Source organism: Cyanobium sp. Alchichica 3B3-8F6, assembly GCF_024346435.1.
In the GTDB taxonomy this organism is placed as follows: domain Bacteria; phylum Cyanobacteriota; class Cyanobacteriia; order PCC-6307; family Cyanobiaceae; genus Cyanobium_A.
Genome location: NZ_JAGQCZ010000017.1, coordinates 14,372 through 30,162, shown reverse-complemented (window position 1 = coordinate 30,162; position 15,791 = coordinate 14,372). Strand labels below are relative to the sequence as shown.

General features: G+C 68.9%; 13 protein-coding genes. 9 read left to right on the top strand and 4 right to left on the bottom strand.

Annotated features, from left to right (window positions below):
* Positions 1–8 precede the first annotated feature (8 nt).
* The 9 genes from KBY65_RS12220 (at position 9) to KBY65_RS12175 (ending at position 10,496) form a co-directional block, all read left to right on the top strand.
* Positions 9–3,128: a DEAD/DEAH box helicase gene (locus KBY65_RS12220; protein ID WP_255001764.1), complete on the top strand. Its 3,120-nt coding sequence runs from the start codon at positions 9–11 to the stop codon at positions 3,126–3,128.
* A gap of 76 nt (positions 3,129–3,204) precedes the next feature.
* On the top strand, positions 3,205–3,504 hold the full coding sequence (locus KBY65_RS12215) for a nucleotidyltransferase domain-containing protein (RefSeq protein WP_255001763.1): 300 nt from the start codon (positions 3,205–3,207) through the stop codon (positions 3,502–3,504).
* Positions 3,501–4,409: an SWIM zinc finger family protein gene (locus KBY65_RS12210; RefSeq protein WP_255001762.1), complete on the top strand. Its 909-nt coding sequence runs from the start codon at positions 3,501–3,503 to the stop codon at positions 4,407–4,409. Before KBY65_RS12215 ends, KBY65_RS12210 begins: the two co-directional genes overlap by 4 nt.
* Positions 4,399–4,917: an MEKHLA domain-containing protein gene (locus KBY65_RS12205; RefSeq protein WP_255001761.1), complete on the top strand. Its 519-nt coding sequence runs from the start codon at positions 4,399–4,401 to the stop codon at positions 4,915–4,917. Before KBY65_RS12210 ends, KBY65_RS12205 begins: the two co-directional genes overlap by 11 nt.
* A 135-nt stretch (positions 4,918–5,052) precedes the next feature.
* Entirely contained in the window at positions 5,053–5,502 is a 450-nt protein-coding gene (locus KBY65_RS12200) for an Hsp20/alpha crystallin family protein (protein WP_255001760.1), read from the top strand.
* A 111-nt stretch (positions 5,503–5,613) separates the two neighbouring features.
* Positions 5,614–7,365, top strand: a complete 1,752-nt coding sequence (locus KBY65_RS12195) for a diflavin flavoprotein (RefSeq protein ID WP_255001759.1) — start codon at positions 5,614–5,616, stop codon at positions 7,363–7,365.
* A complete protein-coding gene (locus KBY65_RS12190) occupies positions 7,365–9,197 on the top strand; it encodes a diflavin flavoprotein (protein ID WP_255001758.1) in 1,833 nt (610 codons plus the stop codon). Before KBY65_RS12195 ends, KBY65_RS12190 begins: the two co-directional genes overlap by 1 nt.
* Before the next feature lie 138 nt (positions 9,198–9,335).
* Complete coding sequence (locus tag KBY65_RS13900) at positions 9,336–10,049, top strand: rubrerythrin family protein (protein ID WP_261357918.1); 714 nt, start codon at positions 9,336–9,338, stop codon at positions 10,047–10,049.
* A gap of 225 nt (positions 10,050–10,274) precedes the next feature.
* Complete coding sequence (locus KBY65_RS12175) at positions 10,275–10,496, top strand: hypothetical protein (protein ID WP_094561259.1); 222 nt, start codon at positions 10,275–10,277, stop codon at positions 10,494–10,496.
* 14 nt (positions 10,497–10,510) lie between these two features.
* Here KBY65_RS12175 and KBY65_RS12170 read toward each other — a convergent pair whose 3' ends face one another.
* From KBY65_RS12170 to KBY65_RS12155, 4 genes are all read right to left on the bottom strand, one after another.
* Complete coding sequence (locus tag KBY65_RS12170; RefSeq protein WP_094561260.1) at positions 10,511–10,723, bottom strand: hypothetical protein; 213 nt, start codon at positions 10,721–10,723, stop codon at positions 10,511–10,513.
* Positions 10,724–10,831: 108 nt separating this feature from the next.
* Positions 10,832–13,810 carry an aminomethyl-transferring glycine dehydrogenase gene (gene gcvP / locus KBY65_RS12165; RefSeq protein ID WP_255001756.1) on the bottom strand — a complete coding sequence of 993 codons (2,979 nt, stop codon included), beginning with the start codon at positions 13,808–13,810 and terminating at the stop codon, positions 10,832–10,834.
* A complete protein-coding gene (gcvH, locus tag KBY65_RS12160) occupies positions 13,810–14,199 on the bottom strand; it encodes a glycine cleavage system protein GcvH (protein ID WP_094561262.1) in 390 nt (129 codons plus the stop codon). Before gcvH ends, gcvP begins: the two co-directional genes overlap by 1 nt.
* A gap of 109 nt (positions 14,200–14,308) precedes the next feature.
* Positions 14,309–15,583, bottom strand: coding sequence for an aminotransferase class I/II-fold pyridoxal phosphate-dependent enzyme (locus KBY65_RS12155; protein WP_094561263.1), 1,275 nt, complete (start codon positions 15,581–15,583; stop codon positions 14,309–14,311).
* Positions 15,584–15,791 lie beyond the last annotated feature (208 nt).

The window sequence follows — 15,791 nt, the reverse complement described above, 5'->3', positions numbered from 1 at the left end:
CCGGGTTCATGAGTCTGCTGCACGCCACCTGGCTGTTTCCCCCCGAGGGCTCGGGTGGCCGCCTGTTTCTGTGGGCCGACACCTGGCGGGTGGCCACCCCCGCCGTGCCCAAGCTCGAGGCCCCCGAGCACCCCCTGGCCCTCAACGAAGACGACCTGGCCACCTGGCTCGACGACAACGGCCTCTGGACCGAGGCCCTGCGTCCGGCCCGGGCCACCCTGAGCCTGCCCAGCCGCAGCCAGGCCGCCAAGGGCCGCCGCACCAGCGCCAGCAGCTGGAGCGGCCTGCCGCTCCAGGCCGGTGAGCCGATCCCCAAGCAGCTGGAGTGGTGGCCCTGGCAGGTGGAGGGCTGGGCTCTGGATTCGGCCAATGCGGGCGAATGGCTGAGCCAGCTGCCCCTGGCCGGCGAGCACCCGGAGATGGCCGATGAGCTGCGCTGGTGGAGCCACCTGCAGCGCTGGGCCCTGAGCCTGATTGCCCGGGGCCGCTGGCTGCCCCAGATCGACGAGGGCAAGGCCCGCTGGCTGCCGCTGCTCAACCGGGAAGACGACCGCCGCCGCCTGGAAGACCTGGCTAGCGGCCTGCCCCAGGTGGCCACCTGCGCCCTGGCCGCCGGGCCGATGGGCGACCCGGCCTTGGCTTGCCGGCGCCCAGGCAGTGGCCGGCTGCGGGTGGCCAGCCTGCTGGAGGCCCTGCTCGACGGCCAGCTGCGGGCGGGCTTCAGCCCCGGCGCCGAAGGCCTCGATCCGCTGCTGGCGGCCTGGCAGAAGGCCCTGGGCAAGGGCGACGGCAGCCTCAACCTCAACGAGGAGGAGCTCGAGCGCCTCAGCATCGCCACCCACCACTGGCGCGAAGGCGTGGCGGGCAAGGTGGAGCCGGCCCGCACCTGCCTGGAGCTGTTCACCCCCGCCGAAGGCGAGGAGCTCTGGGAGCTGCGCTTCGGCTTGCAGGCCGAGGCCGACCCCAGCCTGCGGGTGCCGGCGGCCGCCGTGTGGGCCGCCGGCGATCGGGGCCTGCAGATGGGCGAGATCGCCGTGCCCCAGCCCAGCGAGCTGCTGCTGGAGGGCATGGGCCGGGCCTTAACGGTGTTTGAACCGATCCAGCGGGGCCTGGATTCGGCCACCCCCGAGGCGATGCAGCTCACCCCGGCCGAGGCCTTCGTGCTGGTGCGCACCGGCGCGGCGCAGCTGCGGGACATGGGCGTGGGCGTGGTGCTGCCCGCCAGCCTCTCCGGCGGCCTGGCGAGCCGGCTGGGCTTGTCGATCACGGCCGAGTTGCCGAAGAAATCGCGCGGCTTCACCCTGGGCGAATCGCTCAGCTTCAGCTGGGAATTCATGATCGGTGGGGTCACCCTCACCCTGCGCGATCTAGAGCGCCTGCAGGCCAAGCGCAGCCCGCTGGTGCAGCACAAGGGCGCCTGGATCGAGCTGCGCCCCGCCGACCTGCGCAACGCCGAGCGGTTCTGCGGCGCCGATCCAGGCCTCAGCCTCGACGATGCCCTACGGCTCACCGCCAGCGACGGCGACACCTTCCACCGGCTGCCGGTGCACCGCTTCGACGCCGGTCCGCGGCTGCAGGCGGTGCTGGAGCAGTACCACCAGCAGAAGGCCCCCGATCCCCTGCCCGCACCGCCGGGCTTCTCCGGCCAGCTGCGGCCCTACCAGGAGCGAGGCCTGGGCTGGCTGGCCTTCCTGCACCGCTTCGACCAGGGCGCCTGCCTGGCCGACGACATGGGCCTGGGCAAAACGATCCAGCTGCTGGCCTTCCTGCAACACCTCAAGGCTGAAGAGGAACTGAAGCGGCCGGTGCTGCTGGTAGCGCCCACCTCGGTGCTCACCAACTGGAAGCGGGAGGCCCACGGCTTCACGCCGGAGCTCTCGGTGCGAGAGCACTACGGCCCGCGCCGGCCGTCCAGCCCAGAAGCCCTCAAAAAAGCCCTCAAGGGCGTCGATCTGGTGCTCACCAGCTATGGCCTGCTGCAACGCGACAGCGAACTGCTGGAGAGCGTCGACTGGCAGGGAATGGTGATCGACGAGGCCCAGGCGATCAAGAACCCCAGCGCCAAGCAGAGCCAGGCGGCCCGCGACCTGGCGCGCCCCGGCCGCAACAGCAAAGGCGGCAGCCGCTTCCGGATCGCGCTGACCGGCACGCCAGTGGAAAACCGCGTCAGCGAGCTGTGGGCGCTGATGGACTTCCTCAACCCCAAGGTGCTGGGCGACGAGCCCTTCTTCCGCCAGCGCTACCGGCTGCCGATCGAGCGCTACGGCGACATGGCCTCCATGCGCGACCTCAAGGCCCGCGTCGGGCCCTTCATCCTGCGGCGCCTCAAAACCGATAAGTCGATCATTTCCGACCTGCCGGAGAAGGTGGAGCTACACGAGTGGGTTGGCCTGGCCCCCGAGCAGAAGAAGCTCTACAACCGCACCGTCGACGAGAGCCTCGACGCCATCGCCCGCGCGCCCCTGGGCCAAAAGCACGGCCAGGTGCTGGCCCTGCTCACCAAGCTCAAGCAGATCTGCAACCACCCAGCCCTGGCGCTCAAGGAAGACGCCGACGCCGTGCTCGCCGCCGGCAACGGCAGCTTCAGCAGCCGCAGCGCCAAGCTGCAGCGGCTCGAAGAGATCCTCGAGGAGGTGATCGAAGCGGGCGACAGGGCGCTGCTGTTCACCCAGTTCGCCGAATGGGGCCTGCTGCTCCAGGCCCACCTGCAACGCAAGTGGCGCCAGGAGGTGCCGTTCCTCTATGGCAGCACCAGCAAAACCGAGCGCCAGGCCATGGTCGACCGCTTTCAGGACGACCCCCGCGGCCCCCAGCTGTTTTTGCTGTCACTCAAAGCCGGCGGCGTCGGCCTCAACCTCACCCGCGCCAGCCACGTGTTCCACATCGACCGCTGGTGGAACCCGGCCGTGGAAAACCAGGCCACCGACCGCGCCTACCGCATCGGCCAGCAGAACCGGGTGTTGGTGCACAAGTTCATCACCAGCGGCTCCGTGGAGGAAAAGATCGACCGCATGATCCAGGAGAAGTCGAAGCTGGCCGAGGAGATCGTCGGCTCCGGCGAAGACTGGCTCGGTGGCCTCGATGTGGGCCAGCTCAAAGACCTGGTCAGCCTCAGTGAGGAGGATTGAGGCGATGGCGGCGCTACCTGGCTGGCCTACAGCAACTGCACGATCTGTTCAGCATCAAGCTGGAGGAGAGCAGGTGATGCCAAACAACCCATTTGTGTCTGTGAAACAGGCTGTTGCACAAACCCAAAACGCTCCCCACCACAACAGCGCGCACCCGGCGCCAACAAGCCACGGGCTCAGCGAGCGCACGGTGACCGAGATCCGCCGCTGTCTGCAGGAGCAGTTTCCCCAATTGCACTGGGTGAAGCTCTACGGCTCACGGGCCATGGGCAAGCATTGGGCTGGCTCCGACATCGACCTGGCCTTCAGCGCCGACGCGGATTGCAGTGCTGCTCTGCGCGAGCACATCGAGCGCATCGGCATCCCCTTCCCATGACGATCACCCCGAGCCCCTACGCCAGCGGCGCCATCGCCACCCAACTGGGCGACCAGGGCCTGGCCCAGCAGCCCTGGTGGGTGGAGCAGTGGATGGAGCTGATCAACTCCTACCGCTACAAGAAGCGGCTGGAGCGCGCCTGGGAGTACGCCCGCTCCAGCAATGTCACCTCGATCCGCTTCGAGGGCCGGCGGGTGCATGCCCGGGTGCAGGGCACCGGCGAGGAGCCCTACAAGGTGAAGCTCTGGCTCGACGTGCTCAACGACGACGACTGGGGCTACGTGCTCGATGCCCTCACCCAGAAGGCCCGCTGGTCGGCCCAGCTGCTGGCCGGCGTCATGCCCCAGGACATCGAGCGCGCCTTCGCCGCCAGCGGCAAGCGCCTGTTCCCGTTCAAGTTGCAGGAGGTGCGCAGCGAGTGCAGCTGCCCCGACAAGGCCAACCCCTGCAAGCACGTCAGCGCTGTGTACTACCTGATGGGCGATCGCTTCAGCGAAGACCCCTTTGTGCTGTTCCAGATGCGCGGCCGCACCCGGGCCCAGCTGCTGGCCGACCTGGCCAAACGGCGGCGCAGGGCGTTGGCGAAACAGGCCAGGCAGGCTGCAGCCGCCAAGGGCTCGCAGCCGGTCGCCGAGGCCGTTCCGCACCCGGTGCATGCCGCCATCAAGGACCCGAGCCGCTGGTGGCGCTACGGCGCAGCCCTGGATTCGGATCTGGTGGTGATCACCCCGGCCCTGGAGGGCGACACCGGCCTCGATGCCGCCGGCCCCCTGCCCCTGGCCGAAGAGCCCCGCTTCCCCGAGGCCAATCTCCACTTCCTGGAGCACCTCAAGGCCCACGGCCAGCAGATCGCCGCCCTGGCCATGGCCAAGGCGATGGGCCCCGTCAACGGTGATGACGGCTGAATCCCTGGAATCACCCCCATGGCTGGCGCCGGACGTCATAGCCCTGGCCGGCCTGCTGGTGTCCAGCCACCAGCAGGCCTTCGCCGCGCCGCTGATCGCCGGTCTGGCGGCCGATGCCTCGCCCCAGTTGATGGCCCAGGAGCTGTTCGCCGCCGAGGTGGTGGTGCTGGCCCACGACGGCGCCGACCCCGCCGCCGATCCCGGCCCCCGGCTCACCTACGCCAACCGCGCCGCCCTGCGGCTGTGGCAGCGGTCCTGGGCCGCGATGGTGGGCATGCCGTCGCGGCTTACCGCGGAGCCGGCCGAGCGGGCCAGCCGCAGCCAGGCCCTGGTGGAGGCCCAGGCCCAGCACGCCCTGACGGGCTACCGAGGCATTCGCATCGACAGCCAGGGCCGCCGCTTCCAGATCGACGGCGCCCGCCTCTGGACCCTGCGCGACAGCAGCGGCCAACCCTGCGGCCAGGCGGCGGCCTTCAGCCGCTGGTGGCAACTCGCTGGTGGCACCTAGGGGGCTGCCGGTTGCCCGCACCAACCCGTGGTGCCAACCGAACAGGGCCGTGAGGGCCGTACCCGGCAGGGCGGTCTGCACCCTGTTGGCGCCCAGCAGGCCGCAGCACATTGGCGGAGTTCCGGAGAACTTCCGATGCTCACCATTCGCCAATCCCCCTTCGATCTGCTCCGCAGCGACCTGCTCGAAGCCGATCTGTTCAAGACCCTTGAGCGTCAGCTCAACAACGCCGACATGCAGAAGGCCGCGCGGGTTCCCGCCGCCGAGGTGCACGACGGCCCCGAGGCCTACACCATCGCCTTGGAACTGCCGGGGGTCGACAAGGCCTCGATCGACGTCAAGGCCACCGACCGCACCCTGGTGATCAGCGCCGAACGGCGCCAGCCCACCCAGAGCGAGCCAGACCAGGCCCAGCCGGCCCCCCTGATCAGCGAGATCCGCTACGGCACCTGGAGCCGCAGCTTCCGCTTCCCCGGCGGCATCAACCGCGATGGCCTCGAAGCCCACTACCGCGACGGCATGCTCACCATCACGGCCCCGAAGGCCCAAACCCAAACCACCGTGCAGGTGCACGTGGAGGGTTGAACGGGCGGGGGCCCGACCACCGGCAGGAGACACGAGACCCCAGGCCCGGCCCCGTGCCGGGCCTTTTTTTGAGCGAAGCTTCCTACAGTTATTTCACTTGCTGATGGATCCATGGCTGGTGCCGTCGCGGCCAAACCCCGGCTCACCCTGCAGTGCGAGGCGATCGGGCCCGACACCACCACGATCCGCTCGCTCGACTGGGATCGCAGCCGCTTCGACATCGAATTCGGCCTGCGCAACGGCACCACCTACAACAGCTTTCTGGTGCGGGGCGAGCGCACTGCCCTGATCGACACCAGCCACCTCAAATTTGAAAGCAGCTGGCTGCCGCTGCTGCAGGAGCAGATCGATCCGAAGGCGATCGATCACCTGATCGTGTCCCACACCGAGCCCGACCACTCCGGCCTGATCGGCCACCTGCTCGATCTGAATCCGGACATCGAGATCGTCGCCTCGAAGGTGGCGATCCAGTTTCTGGAGGATCAGGTGCACCGCCCCTTCAAGAGCCGGGCGGTGAAGAGCGGCGAGGAGCTGGATCTGGGCACCAACCCCGCCAGTGGCGTGGCGCACCGCTTCGAGTTTCTGAGCGCGCCGAATCTGCACTGGCCCGACACGATCTTCTCGTTCGACCACGGCACCGGCATCCTTTACACCTGCGATGCCTTCGGCCTGCACTACTGCTCCGACGACGTCTTTGATGAGGATCCGGGGGCGATCGCGCCCGATTTCCGCTTCTACTACGACTGCCTGATGGGCCCCAACGCCCGCAGCGTGCTGCAGGCGATGAAGCGCATGGCTGCCCTGCCGGCGATCACCACCGTGGCCGTGGGCCATGGGCCCCTGCTGCGCCACCACCTGGGCCTGTGGCTGGACGACTACCGCTCCTGGAGTGAAGGCCGCAGCAGCACCGAGGCCTATGCCGCCGTCTGCTACCTGAGCCAATACGGCTTCTGCGATCGCCTCAGCCAGGCGATCGCCCGCGGCATCGGCAAGGCCGGCGCCCAGGTGCAGCTGGTGGATCTGCGCGCCACCGACCCCCAGGAGCTCAGCGCCCTGGTGGGCGAGGCCAGCGCCGTAGTGGTGCCCACCTGGCCCACCAACCCCGATGCCGAGCTGCAGGCCTCGATCGGCACCCTGCTGGCCGCCCTCAAGCCGAAGCAGTGGGTGGGCAGCTACGACGCCTTCGGCGGCGACGATGAGCCGATCGACACGGTGGCCAACCAGCTGCGCAGCCTCGGCCAGAAGACCGCCTTTGAACCGCTGCGCATCCGCCAGGTGCCAGGCGGCCCGGATTATCAACGCTGCGAGGAAGCCGGCACCGACCTGGGCCAGTTGCTCACCAAGGCGAAGACGATCGCCGCCATGAAGGCCCTCGATGGCGATCTCGACAAGGCGCTCGGACGGCTCAGCGGTGGCCTCTATGTGGTGACCGCCCGCCAGGACACACCCGAAGGCGGTCGCAGCTCGGCCATGGTGGCCAGCTGGGTGAGCCAGGCCAGCTTCGAACCGCCCGGCCTCACCGTGGCCGTGGCCAAAGACCGCGCCATCGAAGCGCTGCTGCAGGTGGGCGACCGCTTCGTGCTCAACATCCTGCGGGAGGACAACCACCAAGAGTTGCTGCGCCACTTCCTCAAGCGCTTCCCGCCCGGGGCCGATCGCTTCGCCGGCGTAGCCACCCTCGAAGGCGCCGCCGCCGGCGGTCCGGTGCTGGGCGATGCCCTGGCCTACCTGGGCTGCCGCGTGACGCAGCGGATGGAAGGGCCTGATCACTGGATCATCTACGCCGAAGTGGAGCAGGGCAACGTGGCCGACACCGAGGCCAGCACCGCCGTGCACCACCGCAAAGTGGGGAACCACTACTGATGGGCAGTTCGGCCGACCCCAGCAGCGCCCGACGCGTCATCCAGCTGCCCCTCGAGCCTGGCCTGATCTGCCTCAAGGGGCTCAGCCCCACCCGGCTGCGCTTTGAGGTGGAGTACGGCCTGGAGCGGGGCACCACCGCCAACAGCTTCCTGTTTCCGGCAGCGGCGCTGCTGGTGCACCCCCCCGGTGCCTCGTTCGCCGAGCCCTTCCTGACGGAGCTGGCCGCCCTGGTTCCCAGCGACGCCCCACTCAAGGTGGTGGTGGGCGATGTCAACCCCAACCGGGTGGCCCTGCTGCATCAGCTGGCGGCCCGCTGGCCCAACACGCTGCTGGTGAGCTCCAACGCCGGCGCCCGCCTGCTGGAGGAGCTCTGGAGCCAGCAAAAACCCTCCAAACCTGCCGAGGGCGGCAGCCCTAACGACGCCCCCCCGGCGGCGATCCCGCCACCCCCGCCGGCCCTGCCACCGATCGAGGTGGTGAAACAGGAGACCAGCCAAGCCCTGGGCGATGGCCACGTGCTGCGCCTGATGCCCACGCCCACCCCCCGCTGGCCCGGGGGGCTGATGGCCTTTGAGGAAACCACGGGCCTGCTGATGAGCGGCAAATTTTTTGCCGCTCACCTCTGCAGCGAGAGCTTCGCTGAAGCCAACCGCAGCAGCAGCGAGGAAGACCGCCGCTACTTCTACGACTGCCTGATGGCGCCGATGGCCCGGCAGGTGGACGCGGTGGTGGAACGGCTCGAAGAGCTCGACATCCGCACGATCGCCCCCGGCCACGGACCGGCGATCAGCGAGAGCTGGCGCAGCCTGCTCAACGACTACCACCGCTGGGGGGCGAGCCAGGAGCGGGCGCGGCTGTCGGTGGCGCTGCTGTTTGCCAGCGCCTACGGCAACACTGCCGCCATCGCCGACGGCCTGGCCCAGGGGGTGGGTCGCACCGGCGTGAGGGTGGAGAGCATCAACTGTGAATTCACGCCGCCCGAGCAGCTGCTGGCGGCGATCCGCTCCTGCGACGCGATCCTGATCGGCTCGCCCACCCTCGGCGGCCATGCCCCCACACCGATCGTCTCGGCCCTGGGCACAGTTTTAGCCGAGGGCGACCGCAGCAAGCCGGTGGGCGTGTTCGGCAGCTTCGGCTGGAGCGGCGAAGCCCTGGATCTGCTGGAGAGCAAGCTGCGCGACGGCGGCTTCCGCTTTGCCTTCGAGCCGATCAAGGTGAAATTCAGCCCGACTGCGGCCACCCTCAAAACCATCGAGGAAACTGGCACCGCCCTCGGCCGCCAGCTGCAGGCCGAGCAGCGCAAGGCCCAACGGCGCAGCGCCAGCGGCGGCCTCAGCGAAAGCCGCAGCAACCCTGCCGTGCAGGCCCTGGGCCGGGTGGTGGGCTCCCTGTGCGTGCTCACCACCAGCAAGGGGGAAGGCAGCAGCCGCCTCAGCAGCGCCATGGTGGCCAGCTGGGTGAGCCAGGCCAGCTTCTCGCCGCCGGGCTTCACCGTGGCCGTGGCCAAGGATCGGGCGGTGGAGGCGCTGCTCCACATCGGTGATCGCTTCGCCCTCAACGTGCTGGCCTCCGGCCGGGAAACCGGGCCGATGAAGCAGTTTCTGCAGCCCTTTGCGCCAGGGGCCGACCGCTTCGCCGGCCTGGAGCTCGATGAGAGCCCCAGCGGCCAGCCGATCCTGCCGGAGGCCCTGGGCTGGCTCGAGGCCACAGTGCAGCAGCGGATGGAATGCGGCGACCACTGGCTGCTCTACGCCCAGGCGAGCCACGGTGGCGTGCTGGATGGCAGCGGCACCACAGCCGTGCACCAACGCCGCAGCGGCGCCAACTACTGAGCCCATCACGCCGGCCCAGCGCAACCCGCGGCGCATCCCCCCACGTCCATATGCCCTAACTCATAGCCGGTCCGACTTCGGATAAGCTACGCTCAGCGCCAGCCGCCATCCCCCAAGCCAGTGGACCCCTCCCAGCCCATGGACCTCTCCAAACCCAGCACCCAGGCCAACCTCGAGGCCGCCTTCAGCGGCGAGAGCATGGCCAACCGCAAATACCTGTTCTTCGCGGAGGTGGCCAAACAGGTTGGCAACGCTGAGCTCGCCAAGCTGTTTCGCGACACCGCCGCGCAGGAAACCGAGCACGCCTTCGCCCACTTCCGGCTGCTTCACCCCGAGCTGGTGATCGACGATCCCGCCAGTCTCTCCGACGCGCAGAAGCAGGCCCTGCTGAGCCGCTGCCTGGAGCTGGCCATCGAGGGCGAAACCTACGAGTACACCACCATGTACCCGCAGTTTGCCGCCCAGGCCCGGGCCGACCGCGACTCCGGCGCCGAGGCGGAATTCGACGGGCAGATCGATGAGTCGAAGCAGCACGCCGGCATCTTCCGCACAGCCGCCAAAAACTTCGGCCTGCTGGAGCCGATCGAGCAGCATCACGCCGAGCGCTACGGCGTCGCCCTGGAAGCCCTGCAGGGCAAGGGTGTGGCCGGCGAAGCGGCCGAGCCGGTGGCGGGCAAGTGGATCTGCAAGCTCTGCTCGATGATCTACGACCCGGCCGTGGGCGATCCCGATTCCGGCCTGGCCCCGGGCACGCCGTTTGAGGCCATCCCCGACGACTGGCGCTGCCCGATCTGTGGAGCCCGCAAGGCCAGCTTCGTGCCCTACCGCGAGCCGGAACTCCTCGCGGCCTGAGAATGCACAACTGGGCTGCACTTGTTGTAGCCCAGCACACTAAAATAACCCTTTGTCACATCTGAATCCCCTAACGAAAGCCGCCGCCCGGGTCAGTCATACCAAGCTCTTGGCGGGGCTACAGCGGATCCCTTTCGAGCTGTAACGGCAAAACGGAAACCAATCGGTAGAGACCCGGGATTGCGCATCAAGGACGCTCCAATGGCTGGAGCACGATTCGTCCGAATGACCAGCCAAGCCACGATCCGCACCTCCAGCGGTCACCACCCCCTGGGGGCGAGAGTGGCGGTGCGCTATCGGGGCTTTGTGCTGATTCCCCAGCCCGATCTCACCTGGTTGGTGCGACCGGAGCGCAGCCCCATGCCCGTGCTTCCCTTCCGGGCGCCGGCCAGCTCCCTGGAGGATGTCAAAGCCCTGATCGATTGGCGCCTGGGCGACGTGGCCTGAACGCCAGAGCAGAGTCAGGCAGCCTGGGGCGGGGGCGTCGGGTCGCTGTGACCCTGGAAGGGCAGCACCAGCGTGGCCCAGTGGTCCGGACGCTGGGGGCGAACACGCCGGGCATGGCGCACACCGAACGGAACCCGCACCACGTTGGTGCCTTCAACCCTCAGGGTCTGGCCCCCGCCCGAACCGGCGTCGCCTCCGGGTCCAAAACCGTCGTTACTGCCCTTCATGATCCCCAAAATGAATGGCGCTGGCGCTGATTGTGTTGGCAAAGCGGAAATTGGCAACCCCGCCAGCCAACTCCGCGTCAAGTTGTCACAGTGTGAGGCACAACGGGATCACGGAACAGTGGCCGTTGGCACCGCTTGGGCCAGTTCCTCAACTGATGGGCAGGTGCACACCAGATGGCGGTCGCCAAAGGCGTTGTCAATCCGGGCCGCCGCCGGCCAAAACTTGCGCTGCCGTTGGGCGTCTCCAGCGGGAAACGCCGCCTGCTGGCGCGTATAAGGCCGGTCCCAGTGATCGGCGGTCACGGCGGCCACGGTGTGGGGGGCGCGCTTGAGAGGGTTGTTGAGGGGATCGGCGGCGCCGGCCTCGATCGCTGCCGCCTCCAGGCGAATCGCCACCATGGCCCCGCAGAAGCGATCGAGCTCAGCCAGCGACTCACTTTCGGTGGGCTCCACCATCACCGTGCCCGCCACGGGCCAACTCACGGTGGGGGCATGGAAGCCGTAGTCCATCAGGCGCTTGGCCAGGTCGTCGACCTCCAGCCCACAGCTGCGCTTGAGCGGCCGCAGATCGAGAATGCACTCGTGGGCGACGCGTCCCCCCACACCCCGGTAGAGCACCGGAAAGTGGGGCTCGAGCCGATCGGCGATCAGGTTGGCCGCCAGCAGCGCCACCTGGCTGGCCTGGCGCAGCCCCGCACCCCCCATCATGCGGATGTACATCCAGCTGATCGGCAGGATGCTGGCGCTGCCCAGCGGTGCCGCCGCCACCGGACCCACCGCAGCCCCGCTCTGGCCTGAAGCTCCGGGCAGAAAGGGCACCAGATGCTCCGCCACCGCGATCGGCCCCACCCCCGGGCCGCCGCCGCCATGGGGAATGCAGAAGGTCTTGTGCAGGTTGAGGTGGCACACATCAGCCCCGTAAAGGCCGGGCTTGCACAGGCCCACCTGGGCGTTGAGGTTGGCGCCATCCAGATACACCTGACCGCCGCGGGCGTGCACCAGCTCGCAGATGCGGCGGATGGCCGGCTCAAACACCCCATGGGTGGAGGGATAGGTGACCATCAACGCCGCCAGGCGCTCGGCGTGGGCCTCGGCCTTGGTCTCCAGGTCGGCCAGATCAATGTTGCCCTGGTCATCGCAGGCCACCGGCACCACCTGCAGTCCGGCCATCACCGCACTGGCGGGGTTGGTGCCATGGGCGCTGGTGGGGATCAGGCACACCGTGCGATGGGCGTCGCCGCGGCTGCGATGCCAGGCCCGGATCGCCAGCAGGCCGGCGTACTCCCCCTGGGAGCCGGCGTTGGGCTGCAGCGAGACACCCGCAAAGCCGGTGATCGCGGCGAGCCAGCGCTCCAGGTCGGCCGCCAGGTGCCGATAGCCGGCGGTCTGATCAGACGGTGCCAGGGGGTGCAGCTGGCTGAAGGCCGGCCAGCTCACCGGCGCCAGCTCGGCGGCGGCATTGAGCTTCATGGTGCAGCTGCCCAGGGGAATCATCCCGTGCACCAGGGAGAGATCCTGGGCCACCAGCTGCTGGATGTAGCGCAGAAGCTCGGTTTCGCTGCGGTAGCGCTGGAAGGGCTCCTGCTGCAGCCAGGCCCCCTGGCGGAGGGGAATGCCGGAGACGGATGCAGGGCTGTTTGCGCATTCAAGGTTGTGCAACGTGCTGTTGCACAGCTCCCGGGCCTGGTCCACCCGAGCCTGAGCCGCGGCGCCCCCGTCGCCCAAGGCCAGCGCCGCGAGCAGCCGATCCAGCTCCTCAGCGTTGCTGCATTCATCGAGGCTGATGCCCACACCGCCTTCGGCTTGGTGCAGGTTGAAGCCAGCCGCTAGCGCCGCGGTCAGCAGCGCCTCGGCCTGGTCTGGCGGCACCGGCAGCCACAGCGTGTCGAAGCCGGCACCCGCCAGCAGCGGCAGGCCCAGGGCTTCCAGCCCGGCGACCAGGGCCTGACGCAGCCCCTGGATGCGGCGGGCGATCGCCTCCAGCCCCTCAGGGCCGTGGTGCACGGCGTAGAAGCCCGCCATCACCGCCAGCAACACCTGGGCGGTGCAGATGTTGCTGGTGGCTTTGTCGCGGCGGATGTGCTGCTCGCGGGTTTGCAGCGCCAACCGCAAAGCGGGCCGGCCCTCGGCATCCACGGAGCGGCCCACCAGCCGTCCGGGGATCTGGCGCTTGTAGGCCTCGCGGGTGGCGAAGAACGCGGCATGGGGCCCACCAAACCCCATCGGCACCCCCAGGCGCTGGGTGCTGCCAATGGCGATGTCGGCCCCCAGCTCGCCCACCGGCGCCAGCAGCACTTGGGCCAGGGGATCCACCCCCACCGCACTGATCACGCCTAGCTCTGCGGCGGCGCACAACAGGGGCTGGGGATCCCAGAGGCGACCGCGCCGGCCCGGCAGCTGGATCAGCAGGCCAAAGACATCCTCGGGAACCACATCGGCCGCAGCGGCACCGGCAGCCAGCTGCTGGGCCACGGCCTCGGCCGCCACCAATTCCAGGCTGAGGCCTAGAGGCTCGGCCCGGGTTTGCAGCACCGCCAGGGTTTGGGGAAACACCTCGGCATCCACCCAGAAGCGTCGCGCCTGGCTGCGGCGTCCCACCGCCAGCGCCAGCGCCATCGCTTCGGCAGCAGCGGTGGCCTCATCCAGCAGGGAGGCATTGGCGATCGGCAAGCCGGTGAGCTCGCTGATCAGGGTTTGAAAATTGAGCAGGGCCTCAAGGCGCCCCTGCGCGATCTCGGCCTGGTAGGGCGTGTAGGCGGTGTACCAGGCGGGATTTTCGAACACCTGGCGCTGGATCACCGCTGGCGTGGCGGTGGCGTAGTAACCCTGACCGATCAGAGAGCGCAGCACGGTGTTGCCGCCGGCAATCGCCGCCAGCTCCGCCAGGGCCTGGGCCTCACTGCAGGGCTGCGGCAGCCCTTGCAACGCCACCTCGGGGGGGAGCAGCAGATCGGCGGGCACCACCTGGGCTGAGAGGTCTTCGATGCTGGCGGCGCCCAGCTCCGCCAGCATGCGCCGCTGCTCGTCGGCACTGGGGCCGATGTGGCGCCCCACAAAGGACAGATCTGCGTCCAGCGTGCCTCCCATCAGGCTCCCTGCAGCTTGGCGGCGTAGGTGGCCGCATCCATCAAGCCATCGAGCTGGCCGGGATCACTGGGCTCGAGCATCAGCAGCCAGCCCTCGCCGTAGGGGTCGTTCTGCAACTCCTCCGGACTGGCCAACACCGCTTCATTGCGGGCCACCACAACGCCGCTCACCGGCGCCAGCAGATCCTCCACGGCCTTCACCGACTCGACACTGCCGAAGCTGACACCCTGCTGCAGGCTGGCGCCCACCTCGGGAAGCTCCACAAACACGATGTCGCCGAGCTGGTCGATGGCAAAGGCACTCAGGCCCAGCCGCAGCCGCCCCCCCTCGGGGCACACGGTTTCGTGGCTGTCGGCGTAGCGGCGATCGTCGGGATAGCTGAGCGCCATCGCGGAAACGGAAGGTGGCCCCAGTTTGTCCGACCTGGTGCGGTGGGGCGCGGCGAGGTCTGCACCCACTGGCACAGCGCTCCCCAATTCCGTACAAGTTGTACGGAATTCAGACGCTCCTTTCGCGAAGGGTTGGTGCATCCAACAGCCCAACCCCGTGAAGCGCCAGCAGGGCTCGGTCCAGGGCGATCTGGGCATGGGCCCGGTGGGTGCCGCCCTGGGCGAAAAGCACATAGGGCTCCCGCAGCGGTGCATCGGCCGACCACTCGCTGGTGCTGCCATCGATGAAGGTGCCGCCGGCCATCACCAGATCGCTGGCATAACCAGGCATCGGCGCCGGCACCGGATCGAGATAGGCGCCCACCGGCGAGGCGGCCTGAAAGGCCCGACACACCACCTTGAGCCGCTCGGGATCGCCCAGCCGCACCGCCTGGATCACATCGCTGCGGGGTGCACCGGGCAGGGGGTTCACCGCATAGCCCAGATCGCTGAACACCTGGGCCACCAGCTCACTGCAGATCAGGGCCTCCGCCACCATCTGAGGAGCCAGAAACAGCCCCTGAAACAACAGGCGGTTGAGGTCGAAGCTGGTGCCGCCCTCGCCACCGATGCCCGGGGCGGTGAGGCGGCAGCAGGCCTGCTCTACCAGCTCAGCCCGGCCCGCCACATAGCCGCCGGTGGGGGCGATGGTGCCGCCGAGATTTTTGATCAGAGAGCCGGCGATCAGATCGGCACCCACCGCCGTGGGCTCCTGGTCTTCGACCAGCTCGCCATAGCAGTTGTCCACAAACACCACGCAGCCAGGCTGCAGCGCCTTGACCCGGGCGCACAGCCTGCCGATCTCCGCCACCGACAGCGACGGCCGCCAGCTGTAGCCGCAGCTGCGCTGAATCAGCACCATGCGGGTGGGCGGCGCCAGGGCCGCCTCGAGCCCGGCGTCATCCACAAGGCCCGCCGCGGTGAGGGGCAGTTCGTCGTAGGTGATGCCGAACTCCGCCAGGGATCCCTGGCCGCTGCCACGGATGCCGATCACTTCCTCAAGGGTGTCGTAGGGGCGGCCGGTGAGGGCCAGCAGGCGATCGCCGGGGCGCAGCACACCAAACAGCGCCGCCGCGATGGCGTGGGTGCCGCTGACGAACTGGAGCCGCACCGCCGCGGCTTCCGCCTGCAGCACCCGGGCCGCCACCCGATCCAACACCTCCCGGCCCTGGTCGCCATGGCCGTAGCCGCTCACCGACGCAAAGTGCTGCACCCCCAGCCGCTCGGCGGCGAAGGCCTCCAGCACCCGGGCCAGCCGCGGCTGCACGGCATCGGTGTGGCGGGCAGCGGCGCTGGCCGTGGCAGCAACCGCAGCGGCCACCCGTTCTGCAGCCCAGTCGGTCATCCCCTTGCCATGCGGCCAGGCTCCATGTTGCCGGGCACTGCGCAGTTAGATTTCTCGCCGCTGTCCCACGGCGCCATTGCCAAGGCGTTACCGGGCATGCATCACCCGGAGAATGCGTTGGTTCTGAGTACTGATCCGGCCCGCCACAACCGTGACACCAACGGTGCAGCGCCAGGCCTGAATGCCCAGGTTCTGAAGGTCGAAGCCC

Excerpts from the sequence above, each read along its gene's own strand:
- KBY65_RS13900 (WP_261357918.1), top strand. The coding sequence starts at position 9,336 with ATGGACCTCTCCAAACCCAGCACCCAGGCCAACCTCGAGGCCGCCTTC.
- KBY65_RS12215 (WP_255001763.1), top strand. The coding sequence starts at position 3,205 with ATGCCAAACAACCCATTTGTGTCTGTGAAACAGGCTGTTGCACAAACC.
- KBY65_RS12170 (WP_094561260.1), bottom strand. The coding sequence starts at position 10,723 with ATGAAGGGCAGTAACGACGGTTTTGGACCCGGAGGCGACGCCGGTTCG.
- KBY65_RS12210 (WP_255001762.1), top strand. The coding sequence starts at position 3,501 with ATGACGATCACCCCGAGCCCCTACGCCAGCGGCGCCATCGCCACCCAA.
- KBY65_RS12175 (WP_094561259.1), top strand. The coding sequence starts at position 10,275 with ATGACCAGCCAAGCCACGATCCGCACCTCCAGCGGTCACCACCCCCTG.
- KBY65_RS12205 (WP_255001761.1), top strand. The coding sequence starts at position 4,399 with ATGACGGCTGAATCCCTGGAATCACCCCCATGGCTGGCGCCGGACGTC.
- KBY65_RS12155 (WP_094561263.1), bottom strand. The coding sequence starts at position 15,583 with ATGACCGACTGGGCTGCAGAACGGGTGGCCGCTGCGGTTGCTGCCACG.
- KBY65_RS12190 (WP_255001758.1), top strand. The coding sequence starts at position 7,365 with ATGGGCAGTTCGGCCGACCCCAGCAGCGCCCGACGCGTCATCCAGCTG.
- KBY65_RS12195 (WP_255001759.1), top strand. The coding sequence starts at position 5,614 with ATGGCTGGTGCCGTCGCGGCCAAACCCCGGCTCACCCTGCAGTGCGAG.
- gcvP (WP_255001756.1), bottom strand. The coding sequence starts at position 13,810 with ATGGGAGGCACGCTGGACGCAGATCTGTCCTTTGTGGGGCGCCACATC.
- KBY65_RS12200 (WP_255001760.1), top strand. The coding sequence starts at position 5,053 with ATGCTCACCATTCGCCAATCCCCCTTCGATCTGCTCCGCAGCGACCTG.
- KBY65_RS12220 (WP_255001764.1), top strand. The coding sequence starts at position 9 with ATGAGTCTGCTGCACGCCACCTGGCTGTTTCCCCCCGAGGGCTCGGGT.
- gcvH (WP_094561262.1), bottom strand. The coding sequence starts at position 14,199 with ATGGCGCTCAGCTATCCCGACGATCGCCGCTACGCCGACAGCCACGAA.